Source organism: Brevibacterium daeguense (assembly GCF_021729135.1).
GTDB classification, from domain to species: Bacteria; Actinomycetota; Actinomycetes; order Actinomycetales; family Brevibacteriaceae; genus Brevibacterium; species Brevibacterium daeguense.
Window position 1 is genome coordinate 62935 of record NZ_JAJTWW010000002.1, and the last position, 26321, is coordinate 89255.

The 26321-nt window shown below is 68.4% G+C and carries 24 protein-coding genes, 4 tRNA genes and 1 pseudogene; 22 read left to right on the top strand and 7 right to left on the bottom strand.

Features of this window, described 5'->3' with window-relative positions; translation table 11 throughout:
* Nucleotides 1-87 precede the first annotated feature (87 nt).
* The 5 genes from LXN01_RS03525 to holA all read left to right on the top strand — a co-directional run bounded on the left by LXN01_RS03525 (nucleotide 88) and on the right by holA (nucleotide 7080).
* Entirely contained in the window at nucleotides 88-1398 is a 1311-nt protein-coding gene (locus LXN01_RS03525; RefSeq protein ID WP_236863191.1) for a UDP-glucose dehydrogenase family protein, read from the top strand.
* Nucleotides 1395-2348 (top strand): DegV family protein, encoded by a 954-nt coding sequence (locus LXN01_RS03530; RefSeq protein WP_236863192.1) that lies wholly within the window; start codon nucleotides 1395-1397, stop codon nucleotides 2346-2348. The genes LXN01_RS03525 and LXN01_RS03530 overlap by 4 nt, the downstream gene beginning before the upstream one ends.
* Nucleotides 2349-2615: 267 nt before the next feature.
* On the top strand, nucleotides 2616-3437 hold the full coding sequence (locus LXN01_RS03535; RefSeq protein WP_236863193.1) for a ComEA family DNA-binding protein: 822 nt from the start codon (nucleotides 2616-2618) through the stop codon (nucleotides 3435-3437).
* Between the two features lie 383 nt (nucleotides 3438-3820).
* Nucleotides 3821-5932 carry a ComEC/Rec2 family competence protein gene (locus LXN01_RS03540; protein WP_236863194.1) on the top strand — a complete coding sequence of 704 codons (2112 nt, stop codon included), beginning with the start codon at nucleotides 3821-3823 and terminating at the stop codon, nucleotides 5930-5932.
* A 161-nt stretch (nucleotides 5933-6093) separates the two neighbouring features.
* Nucleotides 6094-7080 carry a DNA polymerase III subunit delta gene (gene holA, locus LXN01_RS03545; protein ID WP_236863195.1) on the top strand — a complete coding sequence of 329 codons (987 nt, stop codon included), beginning with the start codon at nucleotides 6094-6096 and terminating at the stop codon, nucleotides 7078-7080.
* 140 nt (nucleotides 7081-7220) lie between these two features.
* Here holA and rpsT read toward each other — a convergent pair whose 3' ends face one another.
* From rpsT to LXN01_RS03560, 3 genes are all read right to left on the bottom strand, one after another.
* Nucleotides 7221-7481 (bottom strand): 30S ribosomal protein S20, encoded by a 261-nt coding sequence (rpsT, locus tag LXN01_RS03550; protein ID WP_236863196.1) that lies wholly within the window; start codon nucleotides 7479-7481, stop codon nucleotides 7221-7223.
* Between the two features lie 173 nt (nucleotides 7482-7654).
* Entirely contained in the window at nucleotides 7655-8428 is a 774-nt protein-coding gene (locus LXN01_RS16080; RefSeq protein WP_272902172.1) for a type II toxin-antitoxin system PemK/MazF family toxin, read from the bottom strand.
* A gap of 125 nt (nucleotides 8429-8553) precedes the next feature.
* Nucleotides 8554-9378 carry an endonuclease/exonuclease/phosphatase family protein gene (locus LXN01_RS03560; RefSeq protein WP_236863197.1) on the bottom strand — a complete coding sequence of 275 codons (825 nt, stop codon included), beginning with the start codon at nucleotides 9376-9378 and terminating at the stop codon, nucleotides 8554-8556.
* A 122-nt stretch (nucleotides 9379-9500) separates the two neighbouring features.
* Between LXN01_RS03560 and lepA the strand changes: the two genes are divergently transcribed.
* Complete coding sequence (gene lepA, locus LXN01_RS03565; RefSeq protein ID WP_236863198.1) at nucleotides 9501-11363, top strand: translation elongation factor 4; 1863 nt, start codon at nucleotides 9501-9503, stop codon at nucleotides 11361-11363.
* A gap of 61 nt (nucleotides 11364-11424) precedes the next feature.
* A complete protein-coding gene (gene hemW / locus LXN01_RS03570; RefSeq protein ID WP_236863199.1) occupies nucleotides 11425-12657 on the top strand; it encodes a radical SAM family heme chaperone HemW in 1233 nt (410 codons plus the stop codon).
* On the opposite strand, the gene LXN01_RS03575 is transcribed toward hemW, so the two are convergent.
* The 3 genes from LXN01_RS03575 to LXN01_RS03585 all read right to left on the bottom strand — a co-directional run bounded on the left by LXN01_RS03575 (nucleotide 12650) and on the right by LXN01_RS03585 (nucleotide 14786).
* Nucleotides 12650-12799 carry a hypothetical protein gene (locus LXN01_RS03575; RefSeq protein ID WP_236863200.1) on the bottom strand — a complete coding sequence of 50 codons (150 nt, stop codon included), beginning with the start codon at nucleotides 12797-12799 and terminating at the stop codon, nucleotides 12650-12652. The two genes, hemW and LXN01_RS03575, sit on opposite strands and share 8 nt — an antisense overlap.
* A 145-nt stretch (nucleotides 12800-12944) precedes the next feature.
* Entirely contained in the window at nucleotides 12945-13655 is a 711-nt protein-coding gene (locus LXN01_RS03580; protein WP_236863201.1) for a DUF4870 domain-containing protein, read from the bottom strand.
* A 261-nt stretch (nucleotides 13656-13916) separates the two neighbouring features.
* The gene (locus LXN01_RS03585; protein ID WP_236863202.1) at nucleotides 13917-14786 is read right to left on the bottom strand and encodes a DUF3097 domain-containing protein; all 870 of its coding nucleotides are present in this window, start codon (nucleotides 14784-14786) and stop codon (nucleotides 13917-13919) included.
* A gap of 251 nt (nucleotides 14787-15037) precedes the next feature.
* Between LXN01_RS03585 and hrcA the strand changes: the two genes are divergently transcribed.
* The 10 genes and pseudogenes from hrcA to LXN01_RS03630 all read left to right on the top strand — a co-directional run bounded on the left by hrcA (nucleotide 15038) and on the right by LXN01_RS03630 (nucleotide 23756).
* Complete coding sequence (gene hrcA / locus LXN01_RS03590) at nucleotides 15038-16048, top strand: heat-inducible transcriptional repressor HrcA (protein ID WP_236863203.1); 1011 nt, start codon at nucleotides 15038-15040, stop codon at nucleotides 16046-16048.
* A 12-nt stretch (nucleotides 16049-16060) separates the two neighbouring features.
* On the top strand, nucleotides 16061-17176 hold the full coding sequence (gene dnaJ / locus LXN01_RS03595) for a molecular chaperone DnaJ (RefSeq protein WP_236863204.1): 1116 nt from the start codon (nucleotides 16061-16063) through the stop codon (nucleotides 17174-17176).
* On the top strand, nucleotides 17173-17958 hold the full coding sequence (locus LXN01_RS03600; protein WP_236863205.1) for a 16S rRNA (uracil(1498)-N(3))-methyltransferase: 786 nt from the start codon (nucleotides 17173-17175) through the stop codon (nucleotides 17956-17958). The genes dnaJ and LXN01_RS03600 overlap by 4 nt, the downstream gene beginning before the upstream one ends.
* Nucleotides 17959-18186: 228 nt before the next feature.
* On the top strand, nucleotides 18187-19017 hold the full coding sequence (locus LXN01_RS03605) for a PhoH family protein (RefSeq protein WP_425547682.1): 831 nt from the start codon (nucleotides 18187-18189) through the stop codon (nucleotides 19015-19017).
* A complete protein-coding gene (ybeY, locus tag LXN01_RS03610; RefSeq protein ID WP_236863206.1) occupies nucleotides 19014-19493 on the top strand; it encodes an rRNA maturation RNase YbeY in 480 nt (159 codons plus the stop codon). The genes LXN01_RS03605 and ybeY overlap by 4 nt, the downstream gene beginning before the upstream one ends.
* Before the next feature lie 3 nt (nucleotides 19494-19496).
* Nucleotides 19497-20756 carry a hemolysin family protein gene (locus LXN01_RS03615; RefSeq protein WP_236863207.1) on the top strand — a complete coding sequence of 420 codons (1260 nt, stop codon included), beginning with the start codon at nucleotides 19497-19499 and terminating at the stop codon, nucleotides 20754-20756.
* Nucleotides 20753-21691, top strand: coding sequence for a GTPase Era (era, locus tag LXN01_RS03620; RefSeq protein ID WP_236863208.1), 939 nt, complete (start codon nucleotides 20753-20755; stop codon nucleotides 21689-21691). The genes LXN01_RS03615 and era overlap by 4 nt, the downstream gene beginning before the upstream one ends.
* A 9-nt stretch (nucleotides 21692-21700) precedes the next feature.
* Nucleotides 21701-21835: pseudogene (locus tag LXN01_RS16470) on the top strand (hypothetical protein); the annotation flags it as partial.
* Nucleotides 21832-22848 carry a cell division protein ZapE gene (gene zapE / locus LXN01_RS03625; RefSeq protein ID WP_236863209.1) on the top strand — a complete coding sequence of 339 codons (1017 nt, stop codon included), beginning with the start codon at nucleotides 21832-21834 and terminating at the stop codon, nucleotides 22846-22848. The pseudogene LXN01_RS16470 and the gene zapE, both read left to right, overlap by 4 nt.
* On the top strand, nucleotides 22845-23756 hold the full coding sequence (locus LXN01_RS03630) for a PPK2 family polyphosphate kinase (RefSeq protein WP_236863210.1): 912 nt from the start codon (nucleotides 22845-22847) through the stop codon (nucleotides 23754-23756). The genes zapE and LXN01_RS03630 overlap by 4 nt, the downstream gene beginning before the upstream one ends.
* Nucleotides 23757-23807: 51 nt before the next feature.
* Here the strand turns inward: LXN01_RS03630 and LXN01_RS03635 are convergent, their stop codons facing one another.
* Nucleotides 23808-24278 (bottom strand): PGPGW domain-containing protein, encoded by a 471-nt coding sequence (locus LXN01_RS03635; RefSeq protein WP_236863211.1) that lies wholly within the window; start codon nucleotides 24276-24278, stop codon nucleotides 23808-23810.
* A gap of 141 nt (nucleotides 24279-24419) precedes the next feature.
* On the opposite strand from LXN01_RS03635, the gene LXN01_RS03640 reads away from it, so the two are divergent.
* The 5 genes from LXN01_RS03640 (at nucleotide 24420) to LXN01_RS03660 (ending at nucleotide 26283) form a co-directional block, all read left to right on the top strand.
* Nucleotides 24420-24492 (top strand) — tRNA-Gly (locus tag LXN01_RS03640).
* 25 nt (nucleotides 24493-24517) lie between these two features.
* Nucleotides 24518-24588, top strand: a tRNA-Cys gene (locus LXN01_RS03645).
* Between the two features lie 24 nt (nucleotides 24589-24612).
* Nucleotides 24613-24684 (top strand) — tRNA-Val (locus LXN01_RS03650).
* A 45-nt stretch (nucleotides 24685-24729) separates the two neighbouring features.
* Nucleotides 24730-24801, top strand: a tRNA-Val gene (locus tag LXN01_RS03655).
* 240 nt (nucleotides 24802-25041) lie between these two features.
* A complete protein-coding gene (locus tag LXN01_RS03660; RefSeq protein ID WP_236863212.1) occupies nucleotides 25042-26283 on the top strand; it encodes a DUF308 domain-containing protein in 1242 nt (413 codons plus the stop codon).
* The last annotated feature ends 38 nt before the right edge of the window (nucleotides 26284-26321 follow it).

Below are 26321 nucleotides of genomic sequence, written 5' to 3' on the forward strand. Positions count from 1 at the left end.
GCCGGCAGTCGATTCTGCTGGATCTATGCTGAGTGAAGCTCTCCAAGAGCCGTCCGGATCGTCGACGACAAGGAATTGATTAGGGAAATGACACGGATTTCGGTCATCGGTTGTGGCTATCTGGGGGCTGTGCATGCTGCGGCGATGGCGTCGTTGGGTCATGAGGTGTGCGGTGTCGACGTGGATGCGGCCAAGATCGAGGCGTTGTCGGCGGCGCGGGCGCCGTTCTTCGAGCCGGGGCTGGGGGAGCTGCTGGCTGCCGGGTTGGAGTCGGGGCGGTTGTCGTTCTCGACGGAGTTCGCCGCGGCTGCGGGGGCGTCGGTGCATTTCGTGTGTGTGGGCACACCGCAGCGCAAGGGTGAGTTCGCCGCGGATATGACGTATGTGGACGCGGCGGTGGAGTCGTTGCTGCCGGTGCTGTCGGCGGGCGATCTGGTGGTAGGCAAGTCGACGGTGCCGGTGGGCTCGGCTGCCCGGTTGGCGGAGTCGGTGCGGGATGCCGGGGGTGAGCTGGCGTGGAATCCGGAGTTCCTGCGGGAGGGGCATGCGGTGGAGGACACGGTGACTCCCGATCGGCTGGTGTACGGGGTGCCTGCTGGCGCGGCCGGTGAGCGTGCGGTGGCGGTGCTGGATGAGGTGTATGCGCCGATTCTGGCGGCGGGCACGCCGCGGTTGGTCGCGGATTACGCGACGGCGGAGTTGGTGAAGACGGCGGCGAATTCGTTCTTGGCCACGAAGATCTCGTTCATCAATGCGATGGCGGAGCTGTGTGAGGCGGCCGGGGGTGACGTGACGGTGCTGGCGGATGCGATCGGGATGGATGATCGGATCGGGCGGAAGTTCCTGAATGCGGGGCTGGGCTTCGGGGGTGGGTGTCTGCCGAAGGACATTCGGGCGTTCATGGCCCGGGCCGGGGAGCTGGGTGCTGATCAGGCGGTGGCGTTCCTGCGGGAGATCGATTCGATCAATATGCGCAGGCGGGTGCGGATGGTGGACCTGGCCCGCGAGGTGGTGGATGGGTCGTTCATCGGGAAGCGGATCACGGTGCTGGGGGCGGCGTTCAAGCCGAATTCCGATGATGTGCGGGATTCGCCGGCGCTGGCGGTGGCCGGGCTGATCGCGCTGCAGGGCGGGTCGGTGACGGTGAGTGATCCGGAGGCGATCGACAATGCCCGCAGGTTGTTCCCGGATCTGGGGTATGAGCGGGATCTGGAGGCGGCGCTGTCGGGTGCGGATGCGGTGCTGCTGCTGACGGAGTGGCAGCAGTACCGGGAGCTGGATCCGGAGCATGCGGCGTCCCTGGTGCGGTCGAAGGCGATCCTGGATGGCCGCAACGTGCTCGATCCGGTGCAGTGGCGGGCCGCCGGCTGGATCTACCGAGCACTGGGCCGACCATGACCGCCGATCCGAGCAGCACCGGACCCGGCACCGGCGGGGGACAGGCCACGCCGACCGGCCTGCTGGTGGACTCGACTGCGCAGCTGTCCGCTGAGCGCGCCGCGGGCCACCGTGCTGCGCTCTCAGGCTTGTTCGGCGTCGTCGATCTCACCGTTGCCGTCGGTGACCAGGAGCGCCCCGACCGGGATTGGTCCGCCGACGAGATCTGCGCCCAGATGCGGGCCGGCACCTCGGTGACCACGTCGCTGCCGGGTGTCGAGGCCTTCGGCGAGGCACTCGATGAGCTCATCGCCGCAGGCGCGAAGTCCGTGCTGATCCTGACCCTTCCCTCGGTGCTCTCCGGCACCCATTCCGCCGCGGTCGCCGCGGCTGCGGACTATCCCGACATCGAGATTCACGTCATCGACTCCCGGACCACCTCGGCCGGCTTGGCCGGCGCGGCCGCAATCGGTGTGGCAGGCATCGCATCGGGGATGTCCGCAGCGTCCGTGGCAGGGGAGATCGAGGATTGGTGTGCGGCGGAGACTCGGACGTTCTTCATTCCCGAGGACTTGGAATACCTCCGGCGCGGTGGCCGGATCGGCACTGCCGCATCCCTGCTCGGCAGAGCCCTCGCGATCACCCCTGTCCTCGGCTTGCGGGCCGGATCGGTTGTGCCCCTGGCCCGCGTGCGGACTGCGCAGAAGGCACACGACCGATTGGTCCGACTGGTGGCGGAAACCTGCGCGGAGTTCACCGAACGCGATTCGGAGGTGCGGCTCGAAGTCGTGGTCCAGCACCCCGAGTCGACGCCGGGGGCGGCGGGCAAAGCCCTGCAGCGCGTCCTCGATCTGCTCGCGCACGCAGAGCTGCACGGCGACCCCGAGATCAGGACCGAGGTCCTCTCGACGGTGATCACCGCGCATGTCGGTCCGGGCGCACTCGGCGTCACCGTGCAGACCCGACCCTAGGCGCCGGCGCGGCCGTTAGCCGGGCGGAACTCGACCGCTGTGGTTGCCTGCCGGACAGGTGCGGTCGCGGTCGCTCGTTCGTGGGACGGGAGAGGTCGCGATCCTGTGCGGGCCGGGCGCGATCGATCGGCTGTCGGACAGGCGCGGTGCCATCGGCAGGTCACAGGACCGGCGAGGGTGCGTCGGCAGCCTGTGGACTGCTCAGCAGGCGTCCACAGGGCCGCTGCGCGAATGAGTCGAGGCCGACTTCCTGTCTAATCTCGCCGCATGGCACCTTCACCCGATGACCGGTTCTCGCTGCTCGTGAGTCGCGGTTCCTCCCGCGGTTGGGTTCCCGAGGATGAGGACCTGGACGACGACCTGGATGACGACGACGGTGAGGAGCCGCGCACCCGCCCGTTCCCCGGTCGCTGGGCGGTCTGGGGGATCGCAGCGCTGACGCTGGCCGGCGTCATCGTCTTCGTGCTCGTCTCACCGACCTCGCAGCCGCCCGCCGGTTCAGTCGACGGTTCGGTCGCCGGTGCGGATGACCCGACCGCGGTGCAATCGGAGCCGGAGAACTCAACGAGTGAGGCCGCCGAGGTCACCGTTCACGTCGTCGGGGAAGTCAATCGGCCCGGGGTGGTGAGCCTGCCGCCGGGAGCCCGTGTGTCCGATGCAGTCGACGCCGCGGGCGGGTCGACTGCCAAGGCCGACACCGGCGCGGTCAACCTGGCGCGTGTGCTGGTCGACGGTGAGCAGATCATCGTTCCGGTGCGCACCGAATCCACTTCCGGGAATCCTGCCGCAGCACCGGCGGAAGGGGGCGGAGCAGCACCGGGGGCCGGGCCGGCAGGGCCGGGGCAGCCAGCGGGACCGGGGCAGCCGCCGGGACCCGGACAACCCGCGGCACCGGGGCAGAAGGTCAATATCAACACTGCCGATGCGGCGGGTCTTGACGTCCTGCCGGGCGTCGGGCCGGCGACAGCCAACGCGATCATCGAATACCGAACCAACAGCGGACCCTTCACCAGCGTCGAGCAGCTGCTCGACGTTCCGGGCATCGGTGAGGCGACGCTGGAACGGCTGCGGGATCTCGTGACCGTGTGATGCGCCCAGGCAGGCGCCGGCGCACACGGCTCGCTCGGGACTGGTCGCGCTCGCTGCGCACGGCAGCTGTGTGGATGATGGGCCGGGCGGGCACCCTGAGGCTGCTCATCGCCGCGGGGTGGGCCTGGATCGTCGCGCTCATCCCCGGCGCCGATGTCCTCCTGGCCCTCAATATCGGGCTGGTCACTGCTGCGGGATCGTCGATGCTCGCGGCTCGCCGCAGCAGCGCGAGGCGTCGCGGAGAGCCGGTGCACCGCCGGGACGCGGATCGCCATCGAACGCGACAGCGACTTCACGGAGACGCTGTCGGCCGGTCCCCGAGGAATCCAGGGCGCCCGTCTGCGGTCGGTCGGGCTGGACGACCGCCTGGATGGTCGCAGTGGGTGCTATCGGTCGTCCTCATCGCGGGGGCGGCCGGCACCGGCGTGAGCACAGCGCGCACCACAGTGCCGGGCGAGCCGCAGGACTACTCGGGTGCCGCCATCGTGCTCACCGACCCGCGAGCGGGGCCGTCCGGCTCCCATACGGCGGCGGCGGACACCGGCATCGGACAGGTCACGGTGATCTCGCGGGAGCCGCTGCCGCCGGCTGGAACCCGCATCCAGCTGCGGGCGCAGGTGCGGGTCGACACGGCCGGCGCCTCGGCCTTCGTCGACTCAGCGCGACCGACGTCCGAACCGGCCCGTCTCTGGCGGCTCCGCGCGACGGTGAGGGAGTTCCTCGTCGTCGCGTCCGGTGCCGCTCATGACGGCTCCGGGCTGGTGCCGGGGCTGGTCGTGGGGGAGACGGGAGGGCTCGCGCCGGGCCTCGAGGAGGACATGCGGACCGTGTCGCTGTCGCACCTGACCGCGGTATCCGGTTCCAACATCACCATCGTCGCTCTGGCCGTCATGTGGCTCGTGGCGCGGGTGACGCCGAGGCGGCTGATTGCACTCGGCACCGCCGTCGCCGTGACTGCGGCCTACGTCTTCGTCGTCGGCCCCGAGCCCAGCGTCACTCGGGCTGCGGCGATGGGGCTGGTCGGGGCCGCGGTGCTTCTCCGCGGCAGCGGAACCCGCGGGCTGGCGGTGCTGTCCTCCGCCGTGATGGGTGTGCTCATCTACCAGCCGAGCCTCGCGTCCAGTCCTGGCTTCCACCTGTCGGTGGCGGCGACGGCCGCGCTGGTGACGGCGGCACCGCGGCTCACGGAGCTGTTGGTCAGATTCGGCGTGCCCTATTTCGCCGCGGCAGCGCTGGCGGTCCCGATCACGGCGCAGATCGGAGTGACTCCGGTGCTGCTGGGCATCGGCGGGACGATGAGCGCCTGGGCCGTGCCGGCCAACATCCTCGCGGCTCCGCTGGTGGCACCGGCGACTGTGCTCGGTCTGCTGGTCCTGCTGCTCGGCGCCGTCGAAGCCGGGGTGCTCGCATTGCCGGGTTCACCGCCGGACTCCGTCGCCCAGTGGTTCGGGCTGCTGGGTGGGGTGGTCGCAGCTCCAGCGAGCTGGTGCGCGTGGTGGATCGCGCGGCTGGCTCGGGTCGGTGCGAATCTGCCCGCTGCCGTGTGGCCGTGGCCGCACGGAGCGACAGGGATCGTGCTCGCCGTCGGAATGGCCGCAGGTCTTGCCGTGGCGGTGCTGGTCCGGCACCGACGCGCGCTGCCGGTGGGATCCGCCGTGATCATTGCGTGCCTGGTCGTCGGCACGCTGGTTCCCGTGCTGCATCGGCAGGTTCCCGGGGACTGGCGGGTGCTGGTGTGTGATGTCGGGCAGGGCAGTGCGACCGTGGTCAGACTTCCGGACCGGCACGTGCTGCTCATCGACACGGGACCAGAACGGCAGACTGTCGATGGCTGCCTCGCGCAGGCCGGCGCGCAGACAGTGCACCTCCTGATCTCCCATTTCGACGCTGATCACTCGGCCGGCTACCCGGGTGTGCTGACGGGCCGCTCTCTCGGTTCTGTCCAGCGCTCGGAGTCGGCCGGCGAGCACCGGCGGGCTCTCGCAATGGAGGAGCGGGTGCCCGATGTGCCAGTCACCGAAGTCGCCGCCGGCGACGTCTTCCGCTTCGGTGAGGTGTCGTGGGAGGTGCTGTGGCCGGAGCCCGGGGCACGAGGTGACTCCGAGGAGTCGAATGCGATGTCGGTGGTGGTCCGGGTTGTGACACCGGAGCTGACGATGATCGTCCCCGGCGATATCGGCGAGGCCGAGCAGCGCCGCTTGGCGCCTCGGCTGTCACCGGCCGATGTCCTGATCGCTCCCCATCATGGCTCCGGCGATCTCAGCGAGGACTTCTATGCCGCCGCTGACGCGCAGTTGGGGATCGTCTCGGTCGGCGCAGACAACTCCTACGGACATCCGAGCAGCCGGAGCCTCGAGGCCTTTGCCCGGGTCCCCGTCCTGCGCACGGACGAGTGCGGCACCATTGCCATCGACGCCGGACTTCAGGTGAGCGTCACCGAGAAGCGCGTCGGCTGCGCGGTTCCGGTCGTCCACCCGACGGTCCGCGAAGGCTGAGCCGATCCTCAGCCGCATTCGAGGCGCCCGGCAGCGCTGGGCCCTGTCCGAGATGCCCGGCAGCCCTGGGGCCCGGTCCGAGGCACCCGGCAGCTTTGGGCCCTGTCCGAGGTGCCCGGCAGCGCTGGGGCCCGGTCCGAGGCACCCGGTAGAGTACAGCCGTGGCACCCAAGCAGAAGCTGATCCCGTGGAATCGCGCCAAGCCGGCGCCGGTCGTGGTGATCTCCGGTGGTGAGGCCGTGCTCATCCGCAAGGCCCAGGACAAGATCGTGACGGCCTGCCGGAAGCACAAGGATCTGGAGACGACCCGGTTGGACGCAGCCCACTACGAGGCAGGGGACCTGCTGCTGGCGGCGGCACCGTCGCTGTTCGCCACCCGCAAACTCGTCATCGTCGAAGCGGTCGCTCAATGCTCCGATGACTTCCTCAAGGACGCTCTGCGCTACGTCGAGGAGGTCAACGAGGACGCCGTCGTCGTGCTGCGGCACAGTGGCGGCAATCGCGGCTCGAAGCTGCTGACTGCGATCGACAAGGCCGGCTACCCGCGGATCGACGCGCAGGTGCTCAAGAGCGAAGGAGACCGGCAGGCGTTCGCCGCCGCAGAGTTCAAGGCCGCGGGTCGGACCGTGGAGCGGGCGGCCATGACGGCCCTGATGAACGCCCTCGGCGCTGACCTCTCCGAACTCAGCGCCGGGGTCGAGCAGCTCATCCAGGACACCTCGGGGACCATCACCGCGGACATCGTCGACCGCTACTACGGGGGTCGCGTGGAGGCGACCGGGTTCAAAGTCGCTGATGCGGCGGTCGCCGGACGCACGTCGGAGGCGCTCTCGCTGCTGCGTCACGCGCTGGCCACGGGGACGGATCCGGTGCCGTTGGTCGCGGCGATCGCGCTCAAGCTCCGTTCGATGGCTCGGGTCCAGGGGCTGGGTGGCAGCTCGGGTCAGCTCGCCGGTGAGCTCAAGATGGCGCCCTGGCAGGTGGATCGCGCCCGCCGCGATCTTCGCTCGTGGAACGACGTGGCGCTGGGCCGGGCGATGCTGGAAGCCGCGCGGGCTGACGAAGCCGTGAAAGGCGCGGGTCGAGACCCGGTGTACGCGGTGGAGCGCCTGGTCACGACTGTCTGCGCGCAGGCGAGGGTCCACTAGCGGCAGCGGGGCCGCGAGTTCTTCGGAAACAGCGGGGGCGGCGAGCTCACTGGCGGCGACGGGCGGCGGGTTCATCAGAAACAGCGGGGCCGCTGCTCACAAGGATGAGCAGCGGCCCCGCTGTGCGAATGGCACGAACGTCAGACGGCGTTGACCTGCTTGGCCAGCTTCGACTTGTGGTTCGCCGCGTTGTTCCTGTGCAGCACGCCCTTCGACACAGCCTTGTCGAGTTTGCGCGAAGCAACCTTGAGGGCGGCCTGTGCCTCAGCGGCGTCGCCGGCCGCGACCCGCTCGCGCACGGCGCGGACAGCAGTCCTCACCTCGGAGCGAACCGCCTTGTTGCGGAGTCGCGCCTTCTCGTTGGTGATGTTCCGCTTGATCTGTGACTTGATGTTTGCCAAGTTCAACACTCTTTCGTGTGAGTCATCTTCAGTGGTCGTGAGGGCTTCCCGGAAGCCTGGTCATGAAGGCGCGGGGAAACACGCGTTCCGCTGCGGCTCTCGGGTGTATGTTCGCCCGACCTCGGTGAGACACGCACCGCGGCGAACACACAGCGGTCAACTGTACACGGAAATCAGCCGGGCCGCACCTCGGACACGATCCGCGAGAACAGCTCCATCGGCATGACCGAGCCTTCCCTCCGGACGGCGTCATCGCTGATGCGCACCACCCGGTCCAGCCGCACCTCGGAAGGCCGGCGCTGAGAATCCCAGTCGCCGGCTCCGATGTTGATGTAGCGGGCGTGCTCGTCCTCCCACACTTCTCCGACGGCGCCGGGGACGTTGTCCTTGCTCGTGAGCATCAGCGCCAGCAGCCAGCGATCGTCGCGTCCGATGATCAGCACGGGCCGATCCTTGCCGCGCTTGTGGTCCTCCTCGAACGGCACCCAGCCCCAGACGATCTCCCCGGGATCCGGTTCACCGTCGAGGTCCGGGGAGTACACGGGACGAACCCGGCCGACGTAGTCGCCCGGGTAGCCACCGGACGGCCGACGAGGGAAGTTCTGCCGGGGACGAGTGCGTGAGGCCTGCCGTGCCGGGGTGAACTCTCCGCCGCGAGGATCCGCGCCGATGGGAGCGGCTGCTGCAGGCCGTTCGGCTGGGGGACGTGCTTGCTCCGACTGCTTCGAAGGCTGATTCTTCGACGACTGCCGGCGGCCCGGCCTCCCGCCCCGGGACTCAGCCTGCGAGACAGGCTGCTTGCTGAGCGTGCGCGTCGGCTGCTGTCCGGTGAGCAGCGAGGTCACTGCGCTGCGGGCCTCGGGATCGGCGAGTTTCCGGGTGACAAAACCAGCGGCTCGGCGCGCTCCGGCGCGCATCGCCTGCTGGGCGAATCGTTTCAGGACCATGAGCTCCAGCCTACAGTTCGGCGCTGGGCCGTCGGCCTGGTCATCCCGGGCCGGCGACGCCTCGGGGACTGTGCAGTCAAGCGGCCTGGTCATCCCGCGCGGGCGACGCCTCGGGAACCGTGCGGTCAGCCGGCACGGCCGTCCCGCCCCGGCGGGGCATCGGGGACCGTGAAATCGGCCTGCACGGGGAAGTGATCGGAGGGGTACTGACGCCCGCGGCCATGGAGGTTGACGGCGGTGCGGATCGGCACCAGTCCGGGGGAGTGGAGTATCCAGTCGATGCGCTGGTTGTCCCGCTTCGGTCCTCGGTACCCGTGGAAGGTGCTGATGTCCGAATCCGCGGCGGGGCAGGTCTCAACGGCGTCGGACAGCAGCGGTCCCGAGGTCAGCATCCGGTGGACCTCCGAGCCCTGCGCGACGTTGAAGTCTCCGGTGACCAGCACCTCGCCGGAGGCTTCCGCAGCGAGGTCACGCAGCGCCTCCGCGGAACGGTGCCGGGACCGCTCAGACTTGTGGTCGAGGTGGGTGTTGAGCAATCGGATCCGCGTTCCGCTCTCCGTGTCGGTGCAGTCGACCACGGTCACGGTGCGCGGATGACGTGCGCCCCACGAGATCGAACCCGCAGCAGCAGGGCGCTCCGAGAGCCATCGCACTGCGACCGCATCGACAGCGATGCGCTCGGAATCGTAGATGACGGCGGTGAACTCGCCTGCGTCGCCGCCCTGACGCCCTTCACCCAGCCATGCGTACCGGGCCGGCAGCGCCTCGGTCAGTCTGCTGAGCTGCTTCAGGACGCCCTCCTGAGTGCCGATCAGATGCGGGGACGCGTCCGCAATGAGCGCAGCTGCCTCCGGCAGTCGACGGTGCCAGGGATTGCGGTCCAGAGCCGGGTAGCGGAGATTGAAGCACATGACCGCCAGCGGCTCGGGAGCCGGGGGCTGATCGGGCATGGGTGCCAGTCTAGTTGGCCTGACCCCCGCGCTGGTGGGTCCGACCGTCGCGCTGGTGGGTCCGACCGGTGCGCCGTGTGGAAGAATAGGGGTCTGGTCCAGAAGAAAGGGAACACACGTTCATGGCCCCTCAGGTGAGTGATTCCGCTGCCTCCCGGATCGCGGTCGCAGCGACCCCGCCGGAGCTGATCCGCAATTTCTGCATCATCGCGCACATCGACCACGGCAAATCCACCTTGGCCGACCGCATGCTGCAGGTCACCGGAGTCGTGCAGCCCCGCGACATGCGGGCCCAGTACCTCGATCGCATGGACATCGAACGTGAGCGCGGAATCACCATCAAGTCTCAGGCCGTGCGGATGCCGTGGGCCGTGGGGGACACGCCCTACGCGCTGAACATGATCGACACGCCCGGCCACGTCGACTTCACCTATGAGGTGTCCCGTTCGCTGGCTGCCTGCGAGGGCGCGCTGCTGCTGGTCGACGCGGCCCAGGGCATCGAGGCGCAGACGCTGGCGAACCTGTATCTGGCGCTCGAGAACGACCTGGCGATCATCCCGGTGCTCAACAAGATCGATCTGCCCGCGGCTCAGCCGGAGAAGTACGCCGAGGAGCTCGCCAATCTGATCGGCACCGATCCGGACGACTGCCTCCGGGTCTCGGGCAAGACGGGTGAGGGCGTCGAGGCGGTGCTCGACCGCTTGATCGCCGAGGTCCCGGCACCGGAGGGCGACCCCGAGGCGCCCGCGCGGGCCATGATCTTCGACTCGGTCTACGACACGTACCGCGGCGTGGTCACCTATGTGCGGGTGGTCGACGGCCAGCTGTCGCCGCGGGACAAGGTCACCATGATGTCGACGCAGACGTCGCACGAGCTGCTGGAGATCGGCGTCTCGTCCCCGGAGCCGGCTCCCAGCAAGGGTCTCGGAGTCGGCGAGGTCGGCTACCTCATCACCGGCGTGAAGGACGTCCGCCAGTCGCGCGTGGGCGACACCGTGACGACGACTCGGAACGGGGCCACCGAGGCGCTCGGCGGGTACCGCGATCCGAAGCCGATGGTGTTCTCCGGACTCTTCCCGATCGACGGCTCGGACTTTCCCGTGCTGCGCGACGCGCTCGACAAGCTCAAGCTCAACGACGCAGCGCTGGTGTACGAGCCGGAGACCTCCGTCGCGCTCGGCTTCGGATTCCGCTGCGGCTATCTGGGCCTGCTGCATCTGGAAATCGTGCGCGAGCGGCTGGAACGGGAGTTCAACCTCGACCTCATCTCCACCGCACCCAGCGTGGTCTACCAGGTCACGATGGAGGACGGGACCGAGCACGAGGTGACGAATCCCTCGGAGTTCCCGGACGGCAAGGTGCGCGAGGTCCGCGAGCCGATGGTCCGGGCGACGGTGCTGACCCCCAGCGACTTCGTCGGGACCGTCATGGAGCTCTGCCAGTCCAAGCGCGGTCAGATGCTGGGGATGGACTACCTGTCCGAGGATCGGGTGGAGCTGCGCTATCGGCTGCCACTCGCGGAGATCGTGTTCGACTTCTTCGACCAGCTCAAGTCGCGCACCAAGGGCTATGCCTCGCTCGACTACGACAACGACGGCGAGCAGACGGCGAATCTGGTCCGCGTCGACATCCTGCTCCACGGAGACCCGGTCGACGCGTTCTCCTCCATCGTGCACCGCGAAAAGGCGTACTCCTACGGCGTGATGATGGTCGGCAAGCTCAAGGAGCTGATTCCGCGCCAGCAGTTCGAGGTGCCGATCCAGGCCGCCATCGGCTCGCGGATCATCGCCCGGGAGACCGTGCGGGCGATCCGCAAGGACGTGCTCTCCAAGTGCTACGGCGGCGACATCAGCCGCAAGCGCAAACTGCTCGAGAAGCAGAAGGAGGGCAAGAAGCGCATGAAGATGGTCGGCAGCGTGGAAGTCCCGCAGGAGGCGTTCATCGCCGCGCTCTCGACCGACGCTCCGACCTCCGACAAGAAGTAGCCTGCGTCGGCCCCGGAGAGGTGCCGGCGCTCGCTCTTCGCGAGTGTGAAACCATATTCAGATGCCCGCCCAACCTGATGGAGAGACTCCGCCCGCCGATGGCTCCCTGCCGCCGCAGGTCGCCGGGGGCGCAGCGGATCGGTCGTTGAGCCTCTACGTCCATGTGCCGTACTGTCGAACGCGCTGCGGCTACTGCGACTTCAACACGTACACGGTGACAGAGCTCGGACCCGGCGCCTCCCGCAGCGACTACCGGGCCACCGTCGCCGCTGAGCTCGATCTCTCGCTGGGCGTCATGGGACGAGCACAGCTCGAACCGCGCGCGGTGTCGACGATCTTCTTCGGCGGCGGCACTCCGACGATGCTGGATGCGCAGGAACTGGCAGGAGTGCTCGGCGACATCCGGGAGCGGTTCGAGCTGGACTCTGCGGCGGAAGTCACCACCGAGGCGAACCCCGATACCCTGAGCCCGGCCTATGTCCGCGCGCTCGCGGACGCCGGCTTCACGCGCGTGTCTCTGGGCATGCAGTCCGCGGTTCCCCACGTGCTGCGCACACTCGACCGGACCCATGAGGCGGAGCGGATTCCCGAGGTCGTGCAGTGGATCAAGGACGCCGGTCTGGACGTCAGCCTCGACCTGATCTACGGAACGCCGGGGGAGAGCCTGACGGACTGGCACACCAGCGTGGAAGCCGCCCTCGCCTGCCGTCCCGACCACATCTCGGCCTATTCGCTGATCGTCGAGCCGGGCACCCGAATGGGAGTGCAGGTCCGCCGGGGCGAGCTGCCGATGCCGGACGAGGACGATCTGGCCGACAAGTACGAACTGGCCGAGGCACTCCTCGCCAGTGCCGGATTCGGCTGGTACGAGGTGAGCAACTGGGCGATCGATGAGAAGCACCGGTGCGAGCACAACCTCGCCTACTGGCGCAATGCCGACTGGTGGGGTTACGGCCCGGGGGCGCACTCCCATATCGGCGGCGTCCGGTTCTGGAATGCCAAACACCCGCGCGCCTGGTCGGACAGGCTGCGGGCGGGTCGGTCGCCGGCAGTCGGCCGGGAAGTGCTCGACGACACCACCCGGGAGATCGAACGCCTGCTGCTCGGCGCGCGCATCCACAGGGGCCTGCTGCTGGATTCGCTGCCTGAGAGCTCCGCAGGTCTCATCCGGGAGTTCCAGGACTCCGGCCTGCTCGACCCCGCCGAGGCGGACGCCGGCTTCTGGACACCGACCCTGCAGGGCAGGCTGCTCGCGGACCACATGGTCCGCCGGCTCACCGATTTCGTCATCTGATCGCGACTGCGACAACGCCCGTGCCGAGCGCCGGAACACTGACGAGGCGCCCCGCACCCGAAACGACGATGCCCTCGGGGATCGTCACAACACTGACGAGGCGCCCCGCACCCGACACGACGATGCCCTCGGGGAACGTCACAACCCTGACGAGGCGCCCCGCACCCGACACGACGACGCCCCCCCGCGCACTGGTGGGCGTCTTTGAGGCTGCATGGGCGTTGCAGGCGGACCCGATGCTGCGCCGCGGGCCGTCGTGACCGTGTCCGGTCACGCGCGCTGCGGCATCACTTCACCATGTCGGGGGCCAGCATGAAGCGGTAGCCCTCGCCCTTGTTCGCCTTGACCGCCGCGATGATCTCCAGAATCGTGTAGAAGACCCACGGCGCGTAGATGAGGGGTGTCAGCAGCCCGCCGATTCCCAGGGTGAGGACCGCGATGATCGTCACGATGACGGTCAGCGCGATGATCGCGATGGTGTTCATGATCTGGGCGTTGAGCGATTGCCGGGCGTGCTCGCGGACGAAGGCGGACTCGTCCTTCTTCACCAGGAACATGATCAGCGGCATGAGCCAGCTGATGAAGATCGCGCCGATGTGCGTCCACATCGCGGCCTGGCGCTCGGAGTCGGTCGGCTGCCAGAATATTGCCGATCCCTCGCCATAGGCGTTCTCCGGAAGCGGCTGACCCGGGATCACTGCCGGGCGACCCGGCTGCTGCGCGTACGGGGAGGCGCCGTACGGCTGTCCGGGCTGAGCGCCGTAGGGCTGCTGGGGGGCGGAACCGTATGGCTGCTGAGGACCCGAGCCGTACGGCGGCTGCGCGCCGGCGCCGTACGGCTGCGCTCCACCGGGCTGAGCGCCGTACGACTGCGCGCCCGGCTGAGAGCCGTAGGGCTGCGAACCGCCGGGCTGCGAACCGTACGGAGACTGTGCTCCGGAGCCGTAGGTGGGCGGCATGGGACGGCCGTTCTGCTCGTCGTGAGGCTGCTGCGACATGGGGATCCTTTCAGAGAATTGCCTGCGCATGATGCGACAGAGTCAACGTTATGCGAGGTGCACCGCGGATGCACTGCGCTGGTGTACCGATTTAGACACATCCGGTGGTCGATGACTCCTCCAGCCGGCTGAGAGGTGCCGACAACCGGCGCGAGCCCGGTCCGGACGGCTGGTCGCTGCGCTGACTCCTCCGGCCGGCGAAGCCGCCACGACAACCGGCGCGAGCTGCCCGTTCCCCGATCCGGCAGCCTGCTGACGGATTCAGCCGGTCTGCTCGACGGTCACGAAGTCGATGAGCTCCTCGACGCGGCCGGACAGCGCCGGCTCGACGTCGGCGATCGTCGTCACCGACCGCAGGATCCGCTGCCAGGCGCGCGCGACGTCCCGGTGGTCATTCGCCGGCCAGCCGATGCGCCGCAGGACGCCGGTCTTCCAGTCCTCGCCGCGGGGCACCTCGGGCCACTCGCGGATCCCGACCACCCCGGGGCGGACAGCCTGCCAGATGTCGATGTAGGGATGCCCGATGATGTGCACCACCCCGGAGTTGCGTCGGTCGGCGAGTGCCGCCTCGGCGATCCGGGTCTCCTTGGAGCCGTCGACGAGGTGATCGGCCAGCACGCCGACCCGGTGGGAGCGATCGGGCCCGAACTCGGCGAGCTTCTCCGGGAGGTCGTCGAGGCCGCCGAGCGGCTCCACCACGACTCCCTCGATCCGCAGATCGTCTCCCCAGATCTTCTCCACGAGCTCGGCGTCGTGCTTTCCCTCGACCCAGATGCGCGAACCGCGGGCCACCCGCGCGCGCTCCCCGGGCACCGCGACCGATCCCGAGGCGGTGCGGGCCCGGGCGGCGGGTCGCTTGGCCTGCGGCCGGGTGAGCGCCACCGGCTTGCCGTCGATGAGGTAGCCGGGGCCGAGGGGGAAGGGACGTCTGCGACCGCGCCGGTCCTCGAGGTGGACGACGTGGCCGACCGAGGTCTTCTCGAATCCGACGACGGCGCCGACCCAGCCGCTTTCGGCGTCCTCGACGACAAGGCCCGGGGCAACCGGGACTTCGCGGGACTGCGGGCGGCGGCGAGCGGTGGGAGAGGCGCCGCTGAGAACGTCCCGCCCATAGGGGTCTGAATAGGTCATGCCGTCACTGTAGCCACGGCTGGGGCCGCCGGTCGGGCACATCGGTCTCGTCGCCGGCCGTGTGTCTCGGGGAGGCGGCGCCGTGTCGGCTGAGCGGTGACGAGCAGTGCAGAGTCGGACGGGGGCGCCGGACCGGGAGGAAGGCGCTGAACCGGCAGAGAGGTGCTGCGGCAGGGGGTGGTTTTGGTCAGTTCCGGCACGCGCGTAGAATTGGCACTCATATGTGTCGAGTGCCAGGGGGTGAAGGACGGATGAATGAGGGGCGCAGAGCTCGGGTGCTTCGCGCGATCGTCGAGGACTACGTCGCCACGAACGAGCCCGTCGGTTCGAAGGCCCTCGTCGAGAGGCACGGACTTCAGGTATCGCCCGCCACCATCCGCAATGACATGGCCGCGCTGGAGCAGCAGGGGCTGATCGCCCAGCCGCACACCTCCGCAGGCCGGGTTCCCACAGACAAGGGCTATCGGGAGTTCGTCGACCGGATCGATGATGTCAAGCCGCTGTCGGCCGCGGAGAAGCGCGCCATCGCACGGATCATCGAGCGTCCCGTCGACATCGACGAGATGCTCGACCGGACCGTGCGGCTGCTGGCGTCGCTGACCCACCAGGTCGCGGTCGTGCAGTACCCGATGGCGACCACGACCGCAGTCCGCCATCTCGAGTTCGTCGATCTCGCCGCCCACCGGCTGCTTGTGGTCCTCATCACCGATTCGGGCCAGGTCGAGCAGCGCATCGTGGACGCCGGCAGTCCACTGGACGAGGCCGGCATCGCAGCGCTGCGCGACGCCTTCAATGACGCGCTCCACCAGGTTCGGCTGAGCCGGGTCGGCTCTGCACTGGAGCGGATCAGCGTCGCTCCGGAGCTGCGTGAGTGGGCGTCGGCGATCTCAGAGGTCGTCGTCGATCTCGCCCGGTCCTCCCGGCAGGACCGTCTCGTGATGGCCGGCACCGCCAACCTCGCGCGCTCCGGACGTGACTTCGGCGAGCACATCGGTCCGCTCTTGGAGGCTTTTGAGGAACAGGTCGTATTGTTGAAGCTGCTGACGTCGATGGTTGCTGAGACCGGACGGGTCAGTGTGCGGATCGGACGCGAGAACCCGGTGGAGTCCTTCGCCTCGACCTCCGTGGTCGCGACGGGCTACGGCACCGACGATTCGGAGGCGAAGCTCGCCGTGCTGGGCCCCACTCGCATGGACTATCCGACCACGATGGCGGCGGTGCGCGCCGTGGCCAGGTACGTCTCCGTGATTCTCTCGGAATAGCAAAGGACATAAGTGAGCAACCACTACGAAACTCTTGGCGTGTCCCCCGAAGCCTCGGAGGACGAGATCAAGAAGGCCTACCGCAAGCTGGCCAGAAAGCTGCACCCCGACGTCAACCCCGGCCATGAAGAGGACTTCAAGAAGGTCGCGGTCGCCTACGAGATCCTGTCGGACCCCAGCAAGCGACGGAACTATGACATGGGCGGCTCCGGTTCGGGCCAGGGCTTCGGCGGCGCGGACTTCGGGGGCTTCTCCGACCTCTTCGAGACCTTCTTCGGCGGCGGCATGGGCGGTGGCCGCACGCAGCCGGCGTCCCGCAGGCGCCGCGGCAAGGACGCCCTGATCGACGTGGAGATCGACCTGGAGACCGCTGTGTTCGGCGGCACGGAGAACATCTCCCTGGTGACCGCCGAGGTGTGCGAGACCTGCCATGGCGAGGGCACCCGGGAGGGAACCTCGGTGCAGACCTGCAGCCTGTGCCACGGCTCCGGCAGCGTCCAGCAGATCACCCGCACTCTGCTGGGGCAGATGGTGACCAACCAGACCTGCAACAACTGCGGCGGCTACGGCACGATCATCACCGACCCCTGTCCCAACTGCGCCGGAGACGGACGGGTGCGGGCCGAGCGGACCCTGCCGGTCCGAATCCCCGCCGGAGTCTCCGACGGAGTCCGGATCAAGCTCGCCGGACAGGGCGAAGTGGGGCCCGGCGGTGGACCGGCCGGCGACCTCTACATCGAGATCAGCGTCACCGAGCACGAGGTCTTCAGCCGCGACGGCGACGACCTCCGGTGCACACTGACCGTCCCCATGACCGCCGCCGCACTCGGCTCGACCATCGAGATCGAGACCTTCGACGGGACGCAGCCGGTCGAGATCGAGCCCGGGCTGCAGTCGGGCAGCGTCAAGCGCCTGCCCGGACTCGGAGCCACGCGCCTGCGTCGCAGCTCGCGCGGAGACCTGCTCGTGACCATCGTCGTGCAGACCCCGTCGAAGCTCGACGCCCGGCAGCGCGAGCTGCTCGAGCAGCTCGCCGCCGAGCGGGACGAGGTCGAGCCCGAGCCCTTGGTCGGCAACCACGCGCGCGGACCCTTCAGCCGCATCCGCGAGAAGTTCTCCGGCCGGTGACCCTGCCTGTCTTCTTCGCCTCGGGGCTCGAGCAGGCCCGGATCGGCGTCCTGCTCGACTGCGGCTCGGAGGTGGCCGGGCATGCCGTCCGGGTGCGCCGCATGAGCGCCGGGGAGGACCTGCAGCTCATCGACGGGTCGGGAACCCGGGTGACGGGCACGATCGCCGAAGCGGCACCGGATTCGCTCACGGTCACCGTCACCGGTGTCGATCGCGAGGCGGCGCCTCGGCCCCGGCTCGTCCTGGTGCAGGCACTGGCCAAGCAGGAGCGCGACCTGCAGGCCATCGAGGCCGCCACCGAGGTGGGTGTCGACGAAGTGATTCCGTGGGCGGCCGCTCGGTCGATCGCGGACTGGCCGGCCAAGAAGCACGGCAAGATGGCAGCCAAATGGGCCAACACCCTCCAGGCGGCTGCGCTCCAGGCCCGCCGCGCTCGGGTGCCGCTGCTGCACGATCTGGCGCGCGGGCATGCGCTGCGCGAGCGATTCGGCACCGGTGACCACGTGCTGGTCCTGCACGAGGAGGCAACGGTGCGGCTGCCGGCCGCAGTCGCCGCGGCGCCGGAGGATGTCGAGCGCCTGATCCTCGTCGTCGGTCCCGAGGGCGGCATCTCCGCGGAGGAGATCACCGCATTCGAGGCGGTCGGAGCGCTGCCGGTGAGGCTCGGCGACACGGTGCTGCGCGCCTCGTCGGCCGGCCCGGTGGGGCTGGCGCTGTGTCAGCTCCTGCTGGGACGCTGGGATGACGCCGACAGTGCCGCCGATCACGCTTCCGGCCGATAGGATGACTGCGGTGGACACAGCATCTCCTGACATCGCAGCCCGAAAGGACACCCACTGAACTCCGATTCCCGCACCACGCAGGTCCGCCTGTCAGTCCCCGACACCATCGACCTCGTTGCGCTGTTCGGCCCGGCAGAGGCCAACCTGCGCGAGCTCGAGGCGCTCGCGCCGGAGGCGGACATCCACTGCCGCGAGCGCGATATCACCATCGGCGGCCCCGAGGACGTAGTGGGCGCGCTCGTGGCCACCATCGGCGAGCTCAAGAAGCTGGCGAACGCCGGGCACCGGATCGATGTGGAGACCGTCCGGCGGGTGCACACCATGGACGTGCCGGGGGCCAGCGCCTCGGAGGTGCTGGGGGAGAACATCCTGTCCTCCCGCGGTCGGACCGTGCGCCCGAAGACCTACGGCCAGCACCAGTACGTGACCGCGATCCGCAACCACACGATCACCTTCGGGCTGGGGCCCGCCGGCACCGGGAAGACGTACCTGGCGATGGCGATGGCGGTCAATGCGCTGCAGCACAAGGACGTCTCGCGCATCATCCTCACCCGACCCGCCGTCGAGGCCGGTGAGAAGCTGGGCTTCCTGCCCGGCACACTCGACGAGAAGATCGATCCGTACGTACGGCCGCTCTACGACGCGCTCCACGACATGATCGACCCGGACCGGATCAAGCTCCTGCTCGACTCGGGAACCATCGAGGTGGCGCCGCTGGCCTATATGCGCGGCCGCACCCTCAACGACGCGTTCATCATCCTCGACGAGGCTCAGAACACCACACCCGAGCAGATGAAGATGTTCCTCACCCGGCTCGGCTTCAACTCCAGGATGGTCGTCACCGGCGACACCACCCAGATCGACCTGCCCGGGTCGACCCGGAGCGGACTCAAGGTCGTCCAGGACATCCTGTCCGGCCTCGAGGACATTGAGTTCTGCACGCTGACGAGCAAAGACGTGGTTCGTCACGCACTCGTCTCCGCGATCGTCGAAGCCTACGACCTGTGGAACTCGACTGCCGACACCCAGAGCCGCCCGCCGCGTGAGGTCCGCTCATGAGCATCGAGGTCGGCAACGAGACGGAGTTCGAGATCTCGCTGACGGAGGTGGAGGAGCTCACCGCGCATGTGCTCGACCGGATGGGCATCCACCCCGCCGCGGAGGTCTACATCCGGTTCGCCGACGAGGACACGATGAGCGCGCTTCACGAGCAGTGGATGAGCCTGCCGGGGCCCACGGATGTGATGTCCTTCCCGATGGACGAGCTGACACCGGGCGACGAGGTCGACGGGGTGCTCGGCGACATCGTGATCTGCCCCGGCGTCGCCGCACGCCAGGCGGTCACGGCCGGGCACTCCCTCAGCGACGAGATCCTGCTGCTGACCACCCACGGACTGCTCCACCTCATGGGCTACGACCACGCCGAGCCGCAGGAGAAGGAGGAGATGTTCGGCCTCCAGCGGCATCTCCTGCTGACCTGGTTCGCGGATCGGGAGCCCGGCCGGACGTCCGTTCCGGAACCGACCGAGGACTGAGCGGTGACGGTCGGATTCTTCGTGCTCGCACTCGTCTGCGTGGCGGGCGCTGCGCTGCTGGCTGCCGGGGAGGCGGCGGTGTCGAGCGTCTCCCACCATCAGGTCGCCGACGCCGTCGCCGAGAACCAGCGCGGTGCCGCGCACGTGGCCCGGATCCTCGACGACCTGCCGACCCACGTGAACGTGCTGACCTTCCTCCGGCAGTTCTTCGAGGCGATGGGCACGGTGTTCGTCGCGATGGCGTACATGAGAGTGCTCGGCGTCGGATGGCAGATGGTGCTGTTCACCGTGCTGACCGCTTCGATCGCGATGTTCGTCATCGCCGGAGTGTCTCCGCGCACCATCGGCCGGCGTCGCTCGCTGTCCGTGTCGCTCGGGCTGGGCTGGCTGATCACCGGCCTGCGCACAGGCCTGGGTCCGGTCGCCCGCGTCCTGGTGTGGCTGGGCAACATGCTGACTCCCGCCAAGGTGTTCCGAGACGGACCTTTCGTCACTGAGGAGCAGCTGCGCGATCTCGTGGACCGGTCGGAGGTGATCGAGGAGGAGGAGCGGGACATGATCCAGAGCGTGTTCAACCTCGGCGACACCCGCGCCCACCGCGTCATGGTCCCGCGACCGGATCTCGTCACCGTCGCCAGCGGCACGACGCTTCCCAAAGCCATGTCGCTGTTCCTGCGCTCGGGATTCTCCCGCGTCCCGGTGGTGGGCGAGGATGTCGACGACGTGCTCGGCCTGCTCTACCTCAAGGACGTCGCGCGCCGCCTCCACACCCACCCCGGCGAGAGCGAGCTGACCGTCGACGACCTCGCCCGGCCGCTCGTCTTCGTCCCGGAGACCAAGCCCGTTGACGAGCTGCTGCGGCAGATGCAGCTGGAGAGCAGGCATGTGGCAGTCGTGATCGACGAGTACGGGGGAGTCGCGGGAATCGTCACCATCGAGGACATCGTCGAGGAGATCGTCGGCGAGATCGACGACGAGCACGACCAGTCCGACGAGGACATCGTCGAGCAGGAGCCCGGGGTGTTCCGTGTGAGCAGCCGGATGCAGATCGAGGACCTGGCCGAGCACTTCGACGTCCGGATCGAGGACGAGACGGTCTCGACAGTCGGCGGACTGCTGGCGAAGGAGATCGGCAGAGTGCCGATCGAGGGTTCGACCGCCGTCATCGCGGGCCTTCGCCTGCAGGCCCTGCCCGGGCAGGGACGGCGGCACCGCATCACGCATCTCACAGTCACCAGGGAAGAGGATGGAGCGCCATCATGAGCATGTTCCGGACAGATGTGCCCGAAGACCACCAGGCCGGTTTCGCCTGCTTCGTCGGGCGTCCCAACACCGGCAAATCGACCCTGACCAACGCACTGGTCGGCGCCAAGATCGCCATCACCTCGGAGAAGCCGCAGACCACCCGCCACACCATTCGCGGGATCGTCCACCGTGACGACCACCAGACGGTGCTCGTGGACACCCCCGGCCTGCACCGGCCGCGCACCCTGCTCGGGGCGCGGCTCAATGACCTCGTCGTGTCCACCCTGGCCGAGGTGGATGTGATCGGCTTCTGCCTGCCCGCGGATGAGAGGATCGGGCCCGGCGATCGCTACATCGCCGAGCAGCTCGGACAGGTCGCCTCCCGGACTCCCGTGGTCGCGCTGCTCACCAAGGTCGACAAGGTCGAGCGTGAGCAGGTCGCCGCGGCGCTGATGGCGGTCACTGAGCTCGGCGACTTCGCCGAGATCGTGCCGGTGTCGGCGAAGGACGACTTCCAGGTCGACACCGTCGACGAGGTGCTCGCGAAGTTCCTGCCCTTGTCACCGCCGCTCTACCCGGACGGAGACCTGACCGACGAGCCGGAATCGGTGATGGTGGCGGAGCTGGTCCGGGAAGCGCTGCTCGAAGACGTGCGGGATGAGCTGCCTCACTCGCTGGCAGTGCAGGTCGAGGAGATGAATCCCCGGGAAGGGCGGCCGGACGACAGCCCGCTGTGGGACGTGCACGTGAACATCTTCGTCGAGCGGCCCAGCCAGAAGGCGATCGTGATCGGCCGGAAGGGCGCCCGACTCAAGGAGATCGGCACGCGAGCCCGCCAGGGCATCCAGGCGCTCCTCGGGACGCCGATCTACCTCGACCTCCATGTCAAGGTCGCGAAGGACTGGCAGCGTGACCCCAAGCAGCTCGGCCGCCTCGGCTTCGACTTCTCCTGACGCGGCTGCCGAATCGGACCCGGCTGCAGAATCGGACCCGGCTGCCGAATCGGGCGCGGCTGCCGAATCCTGTCGAGCGGGTCGATCTTCGGGTCCGCCCCGCTCGGGTGCGGACGTCCGGCTTTGTATGCTTGGACGTTGTGACTACCCTGCAGATCGTCCAGCTGACGGACCGGAACCCGCGCGTCTCTCCTGAGGAGCTGATCACCGGACTGGTTCCGCCTCCGCACTTCGAAGACGTCTCGTTCGACTCGTACCGCCCTGATCCGGCGCAGCCCTCGCAGTCCGAGGCCCGCGACGCACTTCGGGACTTCACCGCCCGCACCCCCAAGCAGGGTCTGCTGTCGAAGCTCTTCGGGGGCAGGCAGGTCGCTGCCAAGGGCGTGTACCTCGACGGCGGGTACGGGGTCGGCAAGACCCACCTCCTCGCCTCGGCGTGGCACGCGCATGAGAAGCCGGCGACCTTCGGCACCTTCGTCGAGTACACCAATCTGATCGGAGCGCTCGGCTTCCAGCGGGCCCGGGACCAGCTCTCGACGATGAAGCTCGTGTGCATCGACGAGTTCGAGCTCGATGATCCCGGTGACACGGTGATGATGTCTCGCCTCATGCGGGAGCTCACCGATGCCGGTGTGAAGATCATCGCGACGTCCAACACGCTGCCCGGCGCGCTGGGCCAGGGGCGATTCGCCGCTCAGGACTTCCTCCGCGAGATCCAGGCACTCGCCGATCAGTTCTCGGTCCAGCGCATCGACGGCGACGACTACCGGCACCGCGGTGCGCCGACACCGCCGGCGCCGGTGACCCGGGCACGGCTCGACGAGTGCGCCGCAACCGCCGCGGGAGTCGTCGCCCGCGACGAGTTCCCCGTGCTGCTCGATCATCTCGCGACAGTCCATCCCTCCCGCTACGGCCGAATGCTCGGCGACGTCGACGAAGTGCTGTGGGACGGTGTCGACACCATCGACAACGAGGGCGTCGCCCTGCGCTTCGTGGCACTGGTGGACCGGATGTACGATCGGAACGTCGAGATCCACAACTCCGGCGTCCGCCTCGACGAGGTGTTCACTCCCGAGATGCTGGCCGGCGGCTACAAGAAGAAGTACCTTCGGTGCCTGTCGCGGTTGACAGCGCTGGCGAGCCAGGAGGAGAGATGACCATCATCGAACCGGCCGAGGTGCCACGGCTGGCCGACAACGTCGAGCAGGCCGCTCCCGGTGAGCTCGCGAAGCTGCTGGAATTCCGGCCCGGTCAGTCCTTCGCGGCGGTGGATGCGGAATCCACGCCGGGCTTCAGCGGCGACAAGGCCGACGGCAGGGCCGCCCATGACCTCGACAACGCGGTGCTCAAGGATCTGCAGGAGCGCCTCTTCGCCAACACCAAGGCGGGCGGGCTCAAGAGGGCTTTTGTGCTGGTCCTGCAGGGGCGTGACAGCTCCGGCAAGGGCGGCATCGTCAGGCATGTGGCCGGCGCGGTCAGTCCTCACGGGGTGGTGACTGCTGCATTCGGAGTGCCCACCGAAGAAGAGGCCGCCCACCATTTCCTGTGGCGGATCTACCGCAAGCTGCCGCGCTTCGGGACGATCGCCGTCTTCGACCGCTCCCACTACGAGGACATCCTCGTCCCGCGGGTGCGGGGCCTGACGCCGCCCAGGGTCTGGCAGGAACGGTACGACGTCATCAACGAGTTCGAGGAAGGCCTCGCCGAGAGCGGAGTCGATGTCATCAAGGTGATGCTCACGATCTCGCCCGAGAAGCAGGCCGAGCGCCTGCGAGACCGCATCGTGCGCATCGACAAGCAGTGGAAGCACTCGCGCGGAGACCTGGAGGACCGGCGGGACTGGGATGAGTACACCGAGGCGTTCCAGGACCTGCTGGAGCGGACCTCGACCGAGAGCGCCCCGTGGTACGTGGTGCCCGCCGACCGCAAGTGGTACTCGCGATGGGCGGTGGTTCGGCTGCTGATCGACCGGCTGCAGGACCTCGACCTCCAATGGCCCCGCGGCACCTTCGACCCCGAGGTGGAACTCGCTCTGCTCGAGAAGAGCGATCCGCGTCGCCGTTGACCAGATCCGCGCCGGCTGCTGAGACGTCGCCTGCTGAGGTGCGTTTCGGGATCAGTCGAGGCCGAGCCAGCCGGGGACGACCCAGCCGGGCACCCACTCCGGGATTCCGACGACGCGCAGACTGACCCAGACCACGCCGAGTACGAATGCAAACGTCAGCAGGCCGATCGACGCGCTGATCGACCAGTGGCTGCGCGCGAGCCACCGGGTCCAGCGATAGAGCGTGGCGCGTCCCCAGAGCAGGAGCGTGCGCGCCCACTCGAACTCCGAGGCGATGACGGCGACGCCGAGGAACACCACCAGCCAGCCCGGACCAGGGAACGGGACCATGATGAGCCCCACGGCGATGATGAGGGCACCCAGCGATCCGACGAACCACTTGTAGAGGAATGCGGTCCGCGGATTCCGGAGGGTGACGGCGCGCCAGCGCAGGAAGCTCAGGCGGATGCGGCGGAACCAGGGTCGGCCCTGCTTGTGATGACGAGACAGCCATCCGGCTGGTCGGCTCCTGCGTGCGCTCACGGAATCAGTGTATGAATCGCCGGTGAAAGAACGCTGAAACCGGCAGGCGAAAGCTGTGACGACCGTCACCACCAGAGGATTTGGCATCGCGGCGGGAACCGGATAGAGTGATTTCTCGTTGCCGGGAAATCCGGCGGCAGTGCGGACGTGGCTCAGCTGGTAGAGCATCACCTTGCCAAGGTGAGGGTCGCGGGTTCGAATCCCGTCGTCCGCTCGGGGATAGGTCAAAACCGTCTCACGGTGGAGTGGCCGAGAGGCGAGGCAGCGGCCTGCAAAGCCGTATACGCGGGTTCGAATCCCGTCTCCACCTCAGTTCGGCCCGTTCGCGGGCAGGGCGCGATTGGCGCAGCGGTAGCGCGCTTCCTTCACACGGAAGAGGTCACTGGTTCGATCCCAGTATCGCGCACGAAGGCCTTCGGGCCTTCAGTGCACAGCCACTCCGGTGGCACGAGCGCGATTGGCGCAGCGGTAGCGCGCTTCCCTGACACGGAAGAGGTCACTGGTTCGATCCCAGTATCGCGCACACGACAGAAGTGCCGGATGTTCACATCCGGCACTTCGCTCATTCACATGACAGTGCCGGCCGGTGACGCGGCGACCGGTCGGTGACGCGGCGGGTCAGTCGCCGACGTCGGGTGCGGCGGGCAGGCGCGGTGGTCGAGATGTGCTCGTTTCGCAACGCGCTCCCCTGAGCCGCTCGCCCCGGAGCCGCTAGGCTGGACAAGTCAGACACATTCCCCTGCAAGAGAAGTGGACTTCTCAGATGTCTTCATCCCATCCTTACGGCTCGGATCCGAACAACCCCTACGGCGGTGCAGACGACTCGAGCGGCTCTTCCCGGTACGGCGGCTCGGACCAGGGTCCCCAGGCACCGCAGTACGGTTCGCAGCCCGGAGATCACGGCGACCAGGCCGGCTACGGTCAGCCGCAGTACGGTTCACAGCCGAGCGGCTACGGTGAGCAGCCCGGGGGATACGGGGGCCAGCCCGGCTACGGGGACCAGTCCGGCTACGGTCAGCCGCAGTACGGTTCGCAGCCGGGTGGCTATGGTGAGCAGCCGCCGGCCTACCAGACCGCGGGAGCCTACGAGCAGGGATCATCCGACCAGTTCACACCCGCGTACGGAGCGGACCACCAGTACGGCGCCTACGGCAGCGGCTACGGCTACGGCGGTGACAACCCCAAGGAGAAGAACATCTGGGGCGTTCTCGCCCTGGTCGCGGGCATCCTCGCGCTGCTCGGCTCCTTCCTCGGCCTGATTCCGTTCGTCGGCCCCGTGCTGGGGATCATCGCATTCGTCATCGGCGTCCTCGCCCTGATCTTCGGCATCGTCGGGCTCAACGCCGCGAAGAAGGGCAGAGCCTCGAACAAGGGCCTGAGTCTCACCGGGCTGATCCTCGGCGCCCTGTCGATCCTGCTGTCGATCATCTTCGTGATCCTCAGCTCGATCTGGAGCGTCAACATCGTCAACGAGGCTGAATCCGCCTATTCCGAGGCCGCCGAGGCACCGACCGTGCCAACCGCACCAGGCGGACCGAACACCGACCCCGCCGGCGAGGCCGACCCGGAGGACACGGCTCCTGTGGAGGAGCCGAATGCTGAGCCGGACGCCGCCTCGGGCGAGGCAGTCACCCTCACTGAGGGAGTGTCGATGCAGGTGTCGGTGGGCGAGGCCACTGTTCCGGATTACGCGGTGGGCGCGGAGGCCACCAATGGCGAGATCGCCGAGGTCGTCGTGACCATCACCAATGACAGCGATTCGTCGTTCGATCCCGGGTTCCCGCTGGTGGAGTGCTCCTACTCCGGTGGCAGCTGCGAGGACATCTTCGACGGCGGCGACTACAGCGGCGCCCTCGGCTTCGAGCCAGTTCCCGCGGGCGAGAGCCTGGAGGTGAAGATGGGCTTCGGGGTGCCGCACGGCGAGATCGATTCGATGGAGCTGGAGTTCTACATCGACGGATCCGACAACGGCTACGAGGCGCCGTACGTCTTCACCCAGGGCTGAGAGCGCGCAGCTCCGAGGGTCGGGGGGGGGGGGGGGGG